Annotated in this window: 11 protein-coding genes and 3 pseudogenes; 2 read left to right on the top strand and 12 right to left on the bottom strand. The window is 60.1% G+C overall.

Annotation, left to right across the window (positions count from 1 at the left end):
* Window positions 1-419 precede the first annotated feature (419 nt).
* The 5 genes and pseudogenes from istB (QN315_RS09430) to istA (QN315_RS09410) all read right to left on the bottom strand — a co-directional run.
* Window positions 420-1,240, bottom strand: a pseudogene (gene istB, locus QN315_RS09430) (IS21-like element helper ATPase IstB).
* A pseudogene (locus QN315_RS09425) lies at window positions 1,230-1,922 on the bottom strand (Mu transposase domain-containing protein); the annotation flags it as partial. The pseudogenes istB (QN315_RS09430) and QN315_RS09425, both read right to left, overlap by 11 nt.
* Before the next feature lie 100 nt (window positions 1,923-2,022).
* Window positions 2,023-2,862 carry an IS21-like element helper ATPase IstB gene (istB, locus tag QN315_RS09420; RefSeq protein ID WP_323993221.1) on the bottom strand — a complete coding sequence of 280 codons (840 nt, stop codon included), beginning with the start codon at window positions 2,860-2,862 and terminating at the stop codon, window positions 2,023-2,025.
* Window positions 2,859-4,349 (bottom strand): IS21 family transposase, encoded by a 1,491-nt coding sequence (istA, locus tag QN315_RS09415; protein ID WP_408904625.1) that lies wholly within the window; start codon window positions 4,347-4,349, stop codon window positions 2,859-2,861. Before istA (QN315_RS09415) ends, istB (QN315_RS09420) begins: the two co-directional genes overlap by 4 nt.
* Window positions 4,350-4,555: 206 nt before the next feature.
* Window positions 4,556-5,410: pseudogene (istA, locus tag QN315_RS09410) on the bottom strand (IS21 family transposase); the annotation flags it as partial.
* A gap of 226 nt (window positions 5,411-5,636) precedes the next feature.
* On the opposite strand from istA (QN315_RS09410), the gene QN315_RS09405 reads away from it, so the two are divergent.
* The gene (locus tag QN315_RS09405) at window positions 5,637-5,867 is read left to right on the top strand and encodes a DUF2274 domain-containing protein (protein WP_323993346.1); all 231 of its coding nucleotides are present in this window, start codon (window positions 5,637-5,639) and stop codon (window positions 5,865-5,867) included.
* Between the two features lie 16 nt (window positions 5,868-5,883).
* Here QN315_RS09405 and QN315_RS09400 read toward each other — a convergent pair whose 3' ends face one another.
* The 3 genes from QN315_RS09400 to QN315_RS09390 all read right to left on the bottom strand — a co-directional run bounded on the left by QN315_RS09400 (window position 5,884) and on the right by QN315_RS09390 (window position 8,091).
* Entirely contained in the window at window positions 5,884-6,192 is a 309-nt protein-coding gene (locus QN315_RS09400) for a hypothetical protein (RefSeq protein WP_323993220.1), read from the bottom strand.
* 77 nt (window positions 6,193-6,269) lie between these two features.
* Window positions 6,270-7,328 carry an IS481 family transposase gene (locus QN315_RS09395; protein WP_323993344.1) on the bottom strand — a complete coding sequence of 353 codons (1,059 nt, stop codon included), beginning with the start codon at window positions 7,326-7,328 and terminating at the stop codon, window positions 6,270-6,272.
* Window positions 7,329-7,440: 112 nt separating this feature from the next.
* Window positions 7,441-8,091, bottom strand: coding sequence for a LysR family transcriptional regulator (locus QN315_RS09390; protein ID WP_323993219.1), 651 nt, complete (start codon window positions 8,089-8,091; stop codon window positions 7,441-7,443).
* 385 nt (window positions 8,092-8,476) lie between these two features.
* Between QN315_RS09390 and nac the strand changes: the two genes are divergently transcribed.
* Window positions 8,477-9,403: a nitrogen assimilation transcriptional regulator NAC gene (nac, locus tag QN315_RS09385; RefSeq protein WP_323993218.1), complete on the top strand. Its 927-nt coding sequence runs from the start codon at window positions 8,477-8,479 to the stop codon at window positions 9,401-9,403.
* A 42-nt stretch (window positions 9,404-9,445) separates the two neighbouring features.
* Here nac and QN315_RS09380 read toward each other — a convergent pair whose 3' ends face one another.
* From QN315_RS09380 to QN315_RS09365, 4 genes are read right to left on the bottom strand one after another with little or no spacing between them, the layout of a single operon-like run.
* Entirely contained in the window at window positions 9,446-10,702 is a 1,257-nt protein-coding gene (locus QN315_RS09380; RefSeq protein ID WP_408904612.1) for an MFS transporter, read from the bottom strand.
* Window positions 10,703-10,724: 22 nt separating this feature from the next.
* Window positions 10,725-11,936 carry an aspartate transaminase gene (locus QN315_RS09375; RefSeq protein ID WP_323993216.1) on the bottom strand — a complete coding sequence of 404 codons (1,212 nt, stop codon included), beginning with the start codon at window positions 11,934-11,936 and terminating at the stop codon, window positions 10,725-10,727.
* A gap of 51 nt (window positions 11,937-11,987) precedes the next feature.
* A complete protein-coding gene (locus QN315_RS09370) occupies window positions 11,988-12,689 on the bottom strand; it encodes an aldolase/citrate lyase family protein (RefSeq protein WP_323993215.1) in 702 nt (233 codons plus the stop codon).
* A gap of 21 nt (window positions 12,690-12,710) precedes the next feature.
* Window positions 12,711-13,523, bottom strand: a complete 813-nt coding sequence (locus QN315_RS09365) for an SDR family oxidoreductase (RefSeq protein WP_408904611.1) — start codon at window positions 13,521-13,523, stop codon at window positions 12,711-12,713.
* Between the last annotated feature and the right edge of the window lie 494 nt (window positions 13,524-14,017).

Genomic DNA, 14,017 nt, shown 5'->3' with positions numbered 1-14,017 from the left:
CAGCGTGCATGACCGCATGGTCGGGGGTGCCTGTGCCCTGTTATGCTGCTGAGCCCGATGGCGGCGCATGGCGCGGAGAGTTTTGTCGCAGCGGCCCGATTAGGGCTCGGGCGGATCCACGTGTCGCGCTATCATGTCGAGCCAGGATCTGGGGGGCTGGTAATGTTCTGTCCGACTGCTCTACCGTCGCTGACACTGGCTTTGCTGCTCTACCTGCGACGCCGGTGACTTTCACCAAGGGTTTGCCTATTCATCGATGGATGGCAGACTCGAAAGAAACTTCGGTTTTGGGCAACGAGAAGATAGTGCTAACGACTTGATATATAATGGCTATATTGCGGCCTTAAGTGAATGTGGGAATCGGTTGTTGAATGCCAGTGAGAACTGACCCGGGATTGCCATTTGGAATTGACCCGGGTTTAGGGGATGTGAGCGGGGTTTTTGTGTCCCGTCAAACGGGTTCTGGTGTCCTTTCGTTTTTTAGTCTGTGTTGCGGAGCTGTTCCTGAAGCGGAAACTGTCGTTTCCGGTTTCCAGGATGTGACAGTGATGGGTGAGCTGGTCGAGCAGAGCGGTTGTCATCTTGGCGTCGCCGAAGATGCCGGCCCATTCACGGAAACTGAGATTCGTGGTGATGACGACGCTGGTCTGCTCATAGAGTTTGCTGAGCAGGTGGAACAGCAAAGCGCCGCCCGAGGCGCTGAACGGCAGGTATCCGAGCTCGTCGAGGATCACCAGGTCTGTGTGGATCAGGCGTCCTGCGATCTGCCCTGCCTTGCCTTGCCTGCGGCCTGTTCCTGTTCGAGCGCGTTGACGAGTTCGACGGTCGAGAAGAACCGCACGCGCTTGCGATGATGCGCGATCGCCTGGACGCCGAGGGCCGTGGCGATGTGGGTTTTGCCCGTACCCGGACCGCCGACGAGCACGATATTATCGGCCTTCTCCAGGAACACGCCGCCATGGAGTTGGCGAACCAGGGCTTCGTTGGCTTCGCTGCTGGAGAAGTCGAAGCCGGCCAGATCCTTGTAGGTTGGGAACCGTGCGGCCTTGAGCTGATAGGCGATGGAACGAACCTCGCGCTCGGCAATCTCCGCCTTGAGCAACTGGGAGAGGACGGGGATCGCGCTTTGGAAAGCCGGCGCGCCCTGTTCGGTGAGTTCGGTTGTGGCCTGGGCCATGCCGTGCATCTTGAGGCTGCGCAGCATGATGGTGATGGCGGCCGCTGCGGGATCATGACGCATGACGGCCCTCCTGCCCAAGGGGCTGCTCCGGACGGAGGCGGTCGTAGCGGGCGACATCGGCCTTGGGTTCATGCGCCAGCACCAGGGCCTGCGGCGCTTCGATCGGCGGCACCTGGGTGGCTTTGCCGTCCGTGAGCCGGTGCAGCACATTCAGGATGTGCGTTTTCGTGGGTGCGCCCGCCTCAATGGCCATTTCGACCGCCACGAGCACGGCCTGCTCGTCATGGTGGAGGACGAGAGAGAGGATCTCCACCATCTCCCGGTCGCCGCCGGGCTTGCTCTGGAGATGGCGCTGCATCTGCCGCAAAGCGTCCGGCAGTTCGGCAAAGGGCGCGCCGTTGCGCAACGCGCCGGGCTTGCGCTGGATCACCGCCAGATAGTGTCGCCAGTCATAGACCGTATGGCCATGCTGATGATGCGCGCGGTCGACGATCCGTCGATGCTCACAGAGCACAGCCCCCTCGGCGACCACGACGATCCGATCGGGATAGATCCGCAGACTGACCGGACGATTGGCAAACGAGGCGGGAACGCTGTAGCGGTTGCGCTCGAAATGCACGAGGCAGGTCGGCGACACCCGCTTGGTATGATCGACGAAGCCGTCGAAGACACGGTTCACCGGCATGAGGCTATCGGCCTCCTGCCGCCAGACATCGGCGATACTGCCGGGTTCGGCCCCGTGTGTAGCGCGACAATCTGGATGAGGGAGCGCGACAATCAAGTTGAGAATGGATTGTCGTGGCGCGACAAACAGAGCGCGGTTTGATTGTCGCTGGCAAGGGTTATGTGCTGGTCTGATTGTCGCTGGCGACGAGGTCGCGCTCGTGAGGGGTCATTCTGGCGGGCGGTCGGCCTGATTTTCGCTTTCGTTCCAGGGCTGCGCGACGTCGGTAGCTTTCGACGTTCATCTCGAGGATGGTGGCGTGGTGGACGAGACGATCGACGGCGGCGAGCGTCATGGCGGGGTCGGGAAAGACCTTGTTCCATTCGGCGAAAGGCTGGTTGGCGGTGATGAGGATGGATTTTCGCTCATATCGCGCGGAGATCAGCTCGAAGAGAACGGCGGTCTCGGCCTGATCCTTGGTGACGTAGGCGAGATCGTCGAGAATGAGCAGGTGGTAGCGATCCAGCCTGTTGATGGCGGCCTCGAGAGCGAGTTCGCGGCGGGCGATCTGGAGTTTCTGGACGAGATCGGAGGTGCGGCTGAAGAGGACGCGCCAGCCGCGCTCGACCAGGGCGAGGCCGATGGCCGCCGCGAGGTGCGACTTTCCGCCGCCTGGCGGTCCGAACATGATCAGGTTGGCGCTGCTGGTCAGCCAGGTATCGCCTGAGCACAGCGCCATGATCTGGGCTTTGGAGATCATGGGCACGGCGTCGAAATCGAAATTGTCGATGGTTTTGCTGGGCGGCAGACGGGCCTCGGTGAGATGGCGCTCGATCCGGCGCCTGTCACGCTCGGCGAGTTCGTGTTCGGCCAGGGCCGCGAGCAGGCGCGCCGCAGGCCAGCCCTCCTTGTCCGCGCGTTGCGCGAACTGGGGCCAGAACTGCCGGATGGCGGGCAGGCGGAGTTCGTTGAGGATGAGGTCGAGCCGGGCGGCGTCGATGCTGGTTTGCGGGGTCATGCGCCGCACTCCGCAGCCGTGGCCATCCCTGTGGCGGGGGCGTCGAGCAGGAGCTGATAATCGGCGAGGGGAACGGTACGGACATGGACATCCGGCAGGCTGGCGCTGCGGGGGGAGAAACGCGCGCGCAAGATATCGAGGTCGGGCAGGCGTTTGGTCCGCAGATCGTCGTCGAGAGCCTGTGCGAGTTCGGCCTCGCAGGCGTGCTCGTGCGCCAGGACCAGGAGGGCGACGGTGATCTTGCAGGCCTGGCGCTCGGCGAGCTTGGCACAGAGGAACTCGAACATGCGTCGATAGGCCTCGCGCGGGAAGAGCTGATCGCGATAGACGAGGCGCGCGAGCGCTGCGGGCTTGCGGCGCAGCGCATGGATGACGTGGCGATAATCGACGACATGGCCGTGCTTGTCGTGTGATTTGGGCCGACCGCGCGGCAGCGTCATCAGCAAGGTTCCGCCGAGGAAGATGTCGAGTCGGTCGTCGAACAGCCTGGCGCGCAGCCGGTGGCCGATCAGGCGGGACGGCACGGTGTAGAAGACGCGTTTGAGGGTGAAACCGCCCGCCGACGTGACGGTGACGACATGATCCTCCCCATCGCCGGAACGGCGGGCGGGCAGCTTGATGAGCGTTGCGCGCTCGACGTCGATGCGCTTTGCATGATGGGCGTTATGCCGCGCCGCATTTTCGTCGATGAAGCGGCGGTAGTCCACGATCGTTGGGAAATCCCGGTTGCCGCGCAGGAGCAGCGCGTCGGCGAGGCGACTCTTGAAATGGCCGTGGGCGCTCTCGATCGAGCCATTCTCGTGCGCCTCGCCGGGATTGTTGCGTGACGGGGTCATGCCGTAATGCGCGCAGAGGGCCTCGTATCGGCGGGTCAGATCCTCACGCATCGGCGCGTCAAGGTTGCGGAAGGCCGCCGACAGGCTGTCGGTGCGATGCTCGCTCGGCGCGCCGCCCAGCGCCCAGAGCGCGTTTTGCATTCCCTCCGCCAGGGCGACGAAGCTCTCGCCGCCGAGGATGACGTGAGCATGCTCGTAACCGGAGAAGGGCAACCGGAAATGGTAGAGCCGGTGCGAAAGCGCCTCGCCCGCGACCGTGACGGCGAGATCGTCCATGACGGTGAAATCGGACAGCCCGATCCGGCCGGGCTCGTGCTCCTGGCGGAAGATCACGTCCCGCTCGGGACCGTGCAGCGCGCGCCAGGAACGGATCCGCCGCTCCAGCGTGCGGCGGATGCCCTCGGGCAGATCTGGATGACGCCGCCGCATCTCGGCATAGACCGCGACCGGCCGCAGACCGGGCGATGCGCGCAGCAGCGGGACGACCTCCGTGTCGAAAATTTCGGCCAGAGGATCGGGTCTCCGCCGCCCCCGCGGCACGGTCTTCTCCGAAGGCAGGCGCGGATCGCGCTCGAGACGATAGGCGCTGGCCACGCTGATCGCGGCCTTTGCAGCGGAAGCGGCAATGGAAAACTGGCGTCGGGAGTTCATGAAGAGCCTCACCTGATGATCGTTGATGTGACGCCCCGGCACCGGAACCTCCCCGCGAGGGAAAAATCCCAGTATCGACACGGCCACGACCCCCGGCCAAAAGAAGGTCCCCGGCTGGGCGGTGCTGCGGGCTACGCCCTCCGCACCGCCCAGCCGGAATTCTCACCCTGATCGACGCCGATTCTCACCCAGATTGTCGCGCAGCACCCGTGCGCCGTCTCCTCCCATAAGGCAAGGCAACGTGCCTCCAGCCAGACGTTCAGCGCCTCGAGACTTTCGGCCTGCGGCATGGGCTGCCAGAAGCGGTGCCGGGCATCCTGAACGTTTTTCTCTACCTGACCCTTTTCCCAACCCGAAGCCGGATTGCAGAACTCGGGTTCGAACAGATAGTGGCTGGTCATGGCCAGGAACCGCGTATTGATCTGGCGTTCCTTGCCGCGACCGACCTTGTCGATCGCGGTTTTCATGTTGTCGTAGATCCCCCGCCGCGGTACCCCGCCCAGCACGCGAAAGCCGTGATTGTGGGCATCGAACAGCATCTCGTGCGTCTGCAGCAGATAGGCGCGCACCAGAAAAGCCCGACTGTGGCTCAGCTTGATATGCGCCACCTGCAGCTTGACGCGCTCATGGCCGATGACGGCGTGCTCCTCACTCCAGTCGAACTGGAAGGCATCGCCCGGATCGAACACCAGAGGAACGAAAACACCCCGGCCGGATGTCTGCTGCTGACGGTGGAAATCCTCCCGCCACGCCCGCACAAAGGCGGCAACCCGCCGATATGATCCGTCATAGCCAAGGCTGACCAGATCCGCATGGAACTGCCGCCCGTTCCGTTTCTGCTTGCGCGGCTTGCGGGCTTCCGTCCGCAACCACGCCGCCAGCCTCTCGGCAAACGGGTCCAGCTTGCTCGCCCGTTCAGGAACCTTGAACGCTGGTTCCACCAGATCAGACCGCAGATACTTCCGGATCGTGTTCCGCGACAATCCCGTCCGACGGGCAATCGAACGGATCGATACGTGCTCCCGGAAATGCCACCGACGGATAACGCTCAATAACGCCATGTCCAACACTCCAGCAGCCCCCGCCCAAAAGCAGGAGGCTAGCGTCTCAACATGGGTCAATTCTCGGCGGCAATCTTACCCCAAACCGGGTCAGTTCTCACTGGCATTCAACAGACCGTAGCCTGAACGTCCAGCCGACGCTGACCGACCGGCCGGGTCTGCCGTTCGTCGTGCTTTTGAAGCGGGATCTGGCGCTCAAACCTTGGCATGAGGCAAATAGGTGACGATGGCGACCTTGAAGATTACCAGGGTAATGGACGAGAAGCCGGTAAAGTTGACGTTGGAGCTGCCAGCTCACGTCTTCCGGGATCTGAAGGCTTATGCTGATATCATTGCGACGTCAGGATCGGGTGGTGCGCGGGTGGACGAGGCCCATCTGGCCGTCCGCATGATTCAGCATTTCATGCTGGAAGATCGCGTTTTCCAGCGAGAACGTCAGCGAAAACCTGATTGCTGAGCAGGTCACTGATCGATCAAATCGTGCCATCAGCTTGGCTGTTCCGATATGTTTCCGACAGCTCGCGGATGATTTTCAGCAGGCTCCTCAGAGAGGGGTTGATGTTTTGTCGTGACCAGAGCGCGCAAAAGGTCACCAGGACTGGTATCTCGCCGATTGGTCGAAAGGTCAGGCCCGGAAGGGCGATCCCGAGAGCTGCCTCGGTGGTCAGCGCGACCGCGCGTTTGCGCACCACCTCGGTCAGCAGCGTATCCCGTCCAAGGCGCAGGTGTTCGATATATCTGGGCTCTCCGGCCTGTCGCACCAATGGCAAAGCCAGATCCATCAGGTGGGGCCCGATACCATGAGATGTAGAAGTTTGCACTTGATCTGACGTACGGCTTGGAATGGCCGGTCTGGATGCTACGCGATCATGTGATTTTTGTCGTGGCGTCCGATGTCTTTTTCGCGGGCGTTGTGTGCTGCGTCAAGGAAGGTCTGCATCGGGGTTTTGCCGAAGCAGTAACGTCCCTGGTGGGTGCGATTGCGGTTGAAGTCATCCATCCACTCGTCGAGGTCTGCCTGGAGTTCATGGATGCTATCGTAGATCTTGCGGCGGAAGGCGACGCGGTAAAACTCGTCGAGCATGGTCTTGTGGAAGCGCTCGACGATGCCGTTGGTCTGGGGACTACGTGCTTTGGTACGAGTATGGTCGATGTTCTCCACCGCCAGGTAGAGTTCGTATTCATGGCGGTCATGAGAGCCACAGAATTCCGTGCCTCGGTCGGTCAGCACGCGCTGGAGCGGGACGTCATGCTGCTCGAAGAAGGGGATGACGCGGTCATTGAGCAGGTCGGCGGCGGTGACCGGGGTCTTGCGGTCGTAGAGCTTGGCGAAGCCGACCTTGCTGTAGGTATCGACGAAGGTCTGTTGATAGACGCGGCCGACGCCCTTGAGGGTGCCGACATAGAAGGTATCCTGGGCACCGCAATAGCCGGGGCATTCGGTCTCGAACTCGCCCCAGGCCTCCTTGTCGGCCTTGGCCTTCTCCAGGGCCGCAAGCTGGCTTTCGGTGAGGACCAGCCGCTCCTGGGCCATCTTGGCTTCCAGAGCCTTGAGCCGGAGCTTCATGGTGGCGAGGTCGTGGCGCAGCCAGATGCTGCGCACCCCGAAAGGAGAGACGGTGACGCCGCGCTTGAGCAGTTCGTTGGCCACGCGGGCCTGGCCCCAGGCTGGCTGTTCAATGGCGATCGCGACCACTGCTTCCTCGACCGCAGGCTCGACGCGGTTTTTCAGCAAAGGTTTGCGGCGGGAGAGTTCCTGGAGCGCGATTTCGCCGCCTTTGTCGTAGAGTTCCTTGAAGCGGTAGAAGCTGTCGCGCGAGTATCCCATCATCTTGCAGGCCTGGGAGACGTTGCCCAGTTGCTTCGACAGTTCCAGCAGGCCGATTTTGGCGCGGATAATCTTCTGGTCACGGGTCATGATGAGGTCCTCCGATGGCTGCGGCAGGGGCTGCGTCACCCGGCCACTCCGCCCCCGCCGCAGCCCCGGTTGGGCTTCAACAGACACCGTACGTCAGATTTAGTCGAGACTTCTACACATGAGATCGCACCAGGAACTCGCGATCGACGAGATCCTTCCAATGCAGGCGCGATTTGGCCGCGAGGGGATCGTCTTGGTTCAGAGCCACGACCACCTGTTCGTCCCAAAGCGGTAGAGCATCCAGAACGTCGTGAGAGAGGCGCTCCGTCATTGCCCGGCATGGTAAGAAGGCAATATCCAGCTTTCGACGTCGCACGCATTTCAGCACGTCGCTATCATCAGTCTCCATGAGGGTAAGGCCGATATCCGGCTGGGCTGCGTCAAACCGCCGCAGAATGGCAGCCAACGGGCCAGCAGCGGCGGCGGATTGAAGACCAACACGCACTGCCGGGCGATGAATCTCGATTGGAGCGCCGGAGATTTCGAGAGATTTCCCAACCAGATCGATGGCATCAGAGATGAATTCGAGAAAGATCCTCCCGTGCGGCGTCAACCGGACGTTTCGCTGCCGTTCGAAGAGGGGGAAGCCGATCGCGTCCTCGAGTGAAGCAACCCGGTTGCTGATGGCGGACTGGGCGATACCGAGGGTATCGCCCGCCTTGTGAAAGCTGAGCTGCTCGGAAACGACCAGAGCCTGTGTTAGTGAAACGAGCGATAGACGACCGCTTACAAGGTATTTGTATAGTGTCGATTGATCAATCATGTTCTATTTTTACCGTGTATTTATTTTGATACCTTGGAACGCGATCCTGAAGCACGTCCTGCGAAGTATTGTATAATTCAATATCGAGGTGTGGATCGGCGTGCGCCAGAAGTCACCTATTGGCGAATTCACTCAAGATAAGGCGTTATCTCCCTCGAGTGGTGGACAAGGAATTGTATCGGATAGCTCCGATGCGAATGCGCCAGTTATGTCGCTTGGCAAAAACAACCTGCAGCGTGCATTATGCGTGTAGGTGGTATCAATCCACATCCTTGGTTGGTCGTAACATGTCGAGGTCAGAGATGTATTTCCCAGTAAATATAAACCGTTTTTTCCGCATAACTTAATTCCTGATCGGATTTCGCATGAATATGGCGAACGTTTAATGAGCATTGATTTCAAAAAGCTCCACAATTTCGTCAAGGTCCTAGATACCGGGAGCCTTTCGAAGGCGGCCGCTTCGCTGCGTATTGCCCAGCCGGCGTTGAGTCAGCAGATCATTGCCCTTGAGGCCTACTTCAACCAGAAGCTGATCATTCGGGGCAGCCAGGGTGTTAAACCGACCGATGCGGGTATTGCCCTATATGCACATGCACAAGCGATCCTACGCCATCTCGATCGCGCGCAATCGGACGTCGTGTCGGCGGGCGGAGGGCTGTCCGGACGTGTATCGATCGGGTTGGCTACCTACAGTCCTGCTACCTCCGTTGCCGTGCCGCTTCTTCTGCAGATGAAAGAGCAGTTTCCAAATATACTTGTACATATCAACGATAATTTTGGGCAGATACTCAGTGAATTGGTCATGACGGGTCGCATGGATATGGCGATCATTTATGGAAACCAGCCGATCAAGGGCGTCCAACTTGAACCGCTGCTGACTGAGGTTCTCTGCCTGGTTGGCCCTGACGCCGCGCGCCTGGCTCCAGATAGCCAGAGTCCAGTTGAACTGACCGCACTCGACAATGTGCCCCTTGTTGTTCCGAGCAAGCAGCACGCCGTGAGATGGGCGATTGACGAGGGTTTTTCACGCGCGCGTGTCAGGCCGCTCGTGGCGGCGGAAATCGAGTCGATCGATACTCTTACCGCCGCCGTAAAAAATGGCATGGGTTGCACCATTCTTCCTCGCTCTACCGCGATATCGATCGCGTCTTCAGCCTTGCCCGTGCGGCGCCTGATCCGCCCGACCCTGGAAACGTCATTGTCGATGTGTGTCTCCGATCACCTTCCGCTTTCCGAGGCGGCTGTGGCGACAAAGGATATGCTCAACAAGATTCTGGCCGATTTCCTGGTAACGCCTTATAACGCACGCTGAACGAGCGCGATCGGTGAACCAAGCTCATGGGCGGCAGTGGGTTTAACTCCGACGTCCGAGGATCACCGATACCGTTATCGCGCCGGTCAGTGCTGCGACAGCGGCGGTTGCAAACACCGTTCCGTACCCTCCGCGCGTGGCGATCCATCCCATGACCGGTCCTCCGACCCCCAAGGCGATATCAAAGAAAAGGGTGAAGGCGCCCAAGGCTGTCCCTCGATTTTCCACGCCCGCACGGCGCACGACTTCCGTTCCCAACGCGGGGGGAACCAATGAGAAGCCGGCCCCTGTCAAGCCGATGGCCACAAGTGCCAGCACGGAAGAAGGTGCAATCGCGAGCAGACCGAGCCCGACGGTCTCCGACAACAATGCGACGACCGAAACACGGATACCGCCAAACCGCTCGATACTGTTGGAGAACACAAAGCGTATCAGGATAAAACATATCGCAAACGTTGAAAGCGCCAGGGAAACACCCTGCCATTGGCGCGAAGCGTAATACAGCGCCGCAAACGTAGAAACCGCGCTAAAACCGAGTGACCCCAAAGCCAATGCGAGACCAAAAAACTTGATCTTCGACATGACGTGCCCAAAGGGGAGACGGCGGTTCGCGGCTTGCGGAATAACAGGTTCACGTAACGATGTGACCCAGAGCGCTATCGCGCTGAGTAAGGCACTGAGTGCGGCCAATATCTCGAGTTGGTTTGCAACCGACAAGCCCTGCCCAAGGGCAGCACCGAACGGCGCACCAACCGCGATCCCGCCGTAAGAGGCGACACCGTTCCATGAAATGACAGTCGGCGCGCGCTCGATGCCGGATTTCTGGATTCCCCACATGATGACGCCGGTGGCCGTCCAGCTCTCCGCAAAACCTAGTACAACTCTGCCGAGCAGGAGCAGAACCAATGCTCCGATGGCGGCGTCGACATCATGATGCATCGCGATGGCACCGGCCAATAGAACGCCGCTCAGGCAACACGCAGCCAACCCGCACATGACAGCAGGCTTTGGGCCAGAGCGGTCGACCAGTCTTCCCGCCATCGGACGCACCAGGCAGGTTGCCAGATACTGGAGCGACATCGCTACACCCGTCACGGCAACACTATAGCCCATCTGCTCATGAATATACCTCGGCAACACAGCGAGAGGAAATCCGATCGCAAGAAAGCAGACAAAGGTCGGCATGACGGAATAAATGAGGTCCAGGTGACGCGAAGCCTCTTTGTTCGAGCCGCCTCCGTGCGAGGAGCCACTCGATGCCCTCGCCTGCGCGTCCAACGGTCGTATGATATGTCCCATCAGTACCAGCCCTGCTGCACGATCAGGCAGTCAAGGTTTCGCATGCGCGTGCAATGCGCACGCACGCTTCCTCGAGCACGTCGTCGGACGTCGCGATGGAGATCCGAAAGAACGGTGACAGGCCGTAGGCGCCACCATGCATCACTGCCACACCGACACTCTCGAGAAGGTAAAGAGCAAAATCCAGACCGGTGTTCAGGACGTCTCCAGACGGCGTTGTACGACCGATCACACCGGCGCAACTGCAAAACAGGTAGAACGCGCCGTCGCTGGGCGCGCAGGAGATTTCCGGTATCGCGTTCAGCAGGCTCACGGCCAGATCCCGGCGCCGCTTATACACCGCGCACATTGCTGCAATTGCAGCCTGATCGCCCGTCAACGCCTCGACCGTCGCGACCTGGCTGATCGAGGACGGACACGAGGACATCTGCGACTGCAGCTTGTTGATCGCCGCGATCAACGATGAGTTTCCGGCCCCGTAGCCGATGCGCCAGCCGGTCATAGCGTAGGTCTTCGACACGCCGTTGACGACGAATACTCGGTCTTTCAGCTTCGGTTCCACATGGACAAGACTCAGCGCCGCATCATCCCCGAAGACGATTTCATCATAGATTTCGTCCGACAAGACGTGAACTTGCGGATGGCGAAGCAGGACGTCCGCCAGTGCGCGCACCTCGCCCGCGCTATAAATTGCCCCGGTCGGATTTCCCGGCGCGTTGAGAATGAGCCAACGCGTATTGGCCGTAATGGCGCCTTCAAGCATCTCGGGCCGAAGTTTGAAACCGTCCTCAGCGGAACACGGCACGATGACCGGCGTGCCGTCATTGGCAAGCACCATATCCGGATACGATACCCAGTAGGGTGCTGGAATAATGACTTCAGCTCCCCCTTCGATGGTCGCCATCAGCGCCAGGAAGATGATCTGCTTCGCGCCGCCACCTAAGGCGATCTGGCCGTCCGCGTAGTCGATGCCCAGGCGTTGCTTGAATTTAGCCCGGATCGCGGAGCGAAGAGCAGGAATTCCGTTGACGGCGGTATATTTGGTTTGACCGCTGGTGATGGCGCGAATGCCGGCCAGCTTGATATTGTCCGGCGTATCGAAATCCGGTTCTCCGACGGTCAGATCGACGATGTCCCTTCCCATCGCCTTCAAGTCGCGCGCGCGCGCGGAGGCCACGGTGCTGGGGGACGGTTTGATACGGGTGACCCGAGAGGCGATAGGCAAATCGTTCATGAACGGCTCCTTAGTGAACATTCGAGTGGAGGAGGCGATCCCGTTGCGGGTTCAGGGCGAGACTTGGCCGCGCATTGCGGCCAGGCCACTGCGCAAATACGGATCACTGTGAATGTAGAAGAACTGGCAACCGCGCTGACGCCAATAAGGCGCCTCGTCCAACGTCACCAGTGTGCCCGCTATTTTTCCCGCCTGGCGAATCTTGGCAACTGTCGTATCCATGACGGCCAATACATCCGCTGGCCGTGACGCGCCCAGAGCAACCGTCGGAGGATGTCCCATGGCCTGGGATAGATCCCCAGGACCGATAAAGAACACGTCGACCCCATCCACCTTCAGCAACATGTCGATATTCTCGACGGAGTCCAGAGTTTCGATCATGCAGATGATCAGGCGATTCTGGTAGTCGGTCGGACAGGCGTATCTGACCGCGTCGACGACGGCCTGCGCCTGTGCGGCAGTATTCACCATCGGCACCATGATGCCGTCAGCCCCGCTATTGAGATAGCGGATAATCAGCGAGCGCTGATGGCTGTCCGGCCGAACGATCGCCCCGCCCCCGCCCTGGCGTGCCGCATTGGCCATCTCCCGCACATCCTCGAATCCGGCACTCCCGTGCTCGCAGTCGATGAAAATCGTGTCCGAGCCTAACTCGCAGAGTCGTTTCGCCAGCCCCGTGGAAACGTGGTGCGGGTTGGTCATCAGGATGCTGTCGCCGCGTTCGAGACGCTGGCGGAGGTTCGCGCCGATCACGATATCTTCCTTGCCCGTATTCTAGATCTTGTGGGGACGCTCGAGCGCGATCACGTCTTCCGGCGCACCGTTCCAACGCGCGGCTTCCAGATCGGCCGAGATATCCCGCTGACGGGTCGGCGCAATCGCGATCTCTTCGATCACGGTGCGGGCCGGCAACTCGCAGCAGAGCAGGACAGCGCGTGCGACGTCCTCCGGCTGCATCATCATCGCACGCTCCGCCTCGGTCGGGGGACGCACACGACTGTCCATGATGGGGGTGGCGGTCTCGCCCGGCATCACGCAGGTGGCCCGTATCATGTCGTTTCGGAACGTTGTGTGAAGGTACGACATGAAGTTGCGCACCGCCGCCTTCGCCGCGCCATACGCGGCCCCGCCAAGGAGATTCGGACGAACCGCCGCCAGCGACGAGACGGTGACGATCGTTCCGCCACCGTGGCCGAGCATCCACTCCAGCACCTTCTGTGTCAGCCGGTAGACAGCCGTCATGTTGACGTCCATCACGGCATTCCACTCGTCTTCGCCCGTCCAACGGACATTCGGAATCTTACTCGCGCTACCGGCATTATTGACGAGGATATCGATACCGCCCAGTTGTGAGCAAATGTCGTCCACCAAAGTGACGACGGCTTGTCCGTTGCTGATATCGGCGGCAAATACCGTCGCCTCACCGCCCTCGGCGGCGATCACTGAACGAACGTCGTCAAGCACATCGCGGCGCCGCCCTACGAGCGCCACGCGGGCACCTGCCAGCGCGAGCAAGCGTGCCGTCTCACGACCAATTCCAGTGCCCGCTCCCGTCACGAGAGCCACCTTGCCACTCAAGCTTCCCATGCTCTTTCCCCTCTTCATATTGGTCGCGGACATAAGCGCCGTGTTGCGCGGCAAAGACCGCACCTTCAAATCGGATGCGTCTTGTCTTTCTGCCCCTTTTCGTTGAACGCCCACTATCTACCGCGATCCGCTATTTCCAGACCTAGTCAACAAATCCATTGTTGAAATCAAAGGAAACTTGGCCATCGCATAGTCTGTCACCTCAAATGCGGTACATATCGTGCGTGCTGTCCGCGAAGACGATTACGGCTTGCGTCCGTAGTACTGCCATGCCCGAGACTGTGCACATATCAAGTAGGCGGACGAAGAACCGTATTCCTCTACCCCAATAAGAATTTATGATATGTATGCGTTAAGCGCATACAATGGAGACATTGATATGCGCTTAACGCATTCAAAAGTGCGGGGCGTCAAAAATTTTGTAGAAATTGTCCATATTTTAATCACGAGAATGAACTTCTTGTACGCAGTCCGATGTCCAGTAATCCATGCCA

The organism is Nguyenibacter sp. L1, from assembly GCF_035199985.1.
GTDB classification, from domain to species: domain Bacteria; phylum Pseudomonadota; class Alphaproteobacteria; order Acetobacterales; family Acetobacteraceae; genus Gluconacetobacter; species Gluconacetobacter vanlangensis.
Note: the sequence above shows the minus strand (reverse complement) of the source record. Positions and strands in the feature narration are given on the sequence as shown.

Coding starts and splice junctions, on each gene's coding strand:
- QN315_RS09405 (WP_323993346.1), top strand. CDS start 5,637: ATGGCGACCTTGAAGATTACCAGGGTAATGGACGAGAAGCCGGTAAAG.
- QN315_RS09365 (WP_408904611.1), bottom strand. CDS start 13,523: ATGGGAAGCTTGAGTGGCAAGGTGGCTCTCGTGACGGGAGCGGGCACT.
- QN315_RS09400 (WP_323993220.1), bottom strand. CDS start 6,192: ATGGATCTGGCTTTGCCATTGGTGCGACAGGCCGGAGAGCCCAGATAT.
- nac (WP_323993218.1), top strand. CDS start 8,477: ATGAGCATTGATTTCAAAAAGCTCCACAATTTCGTCAAGGTCCTAGAT.
- istB (WP_323993221.1), bottom strand. CDS start 2,862: ATGACCCCGCAAACCAGCATCGACGCCGCCCGGCTCGACCTCATCCTC.
- QN315_RS09390 (WP_323993219.1), bottom strand. CDS start 8,091: ATGATTGATCAATCGACACTATACAAATACCTTGTAAGCGGTCGTCTA.
- istA (WP_408904625.1), bottom strand. CDS start 4,349: ATGAACTCCCGACGCCAGTTTTCCATTGCCGCTTCCGCTGCAAAGGCC.
- QN315_RS09380 (WP_408904612.1), bottom strand. CDS start 10,702: ATGGGACATATCATACGACCGTTGGACGCGCAGGCGAGGGCATCGAGT.
- QN315_RS09375 (WP_323993216.1), bottom strand. CDS start 11,936: ATGAACGATTTGCCTATCGCCTCTCGGGTCACCCGTATCAAACCGTCC.
- QN315_RS09395 (WP_323993344.1), bottom strand. CDS start 7,328: ATGACCCGTGACCAGAAGATTATCCGCGCCAAAATCGGCCTGCTGGAA.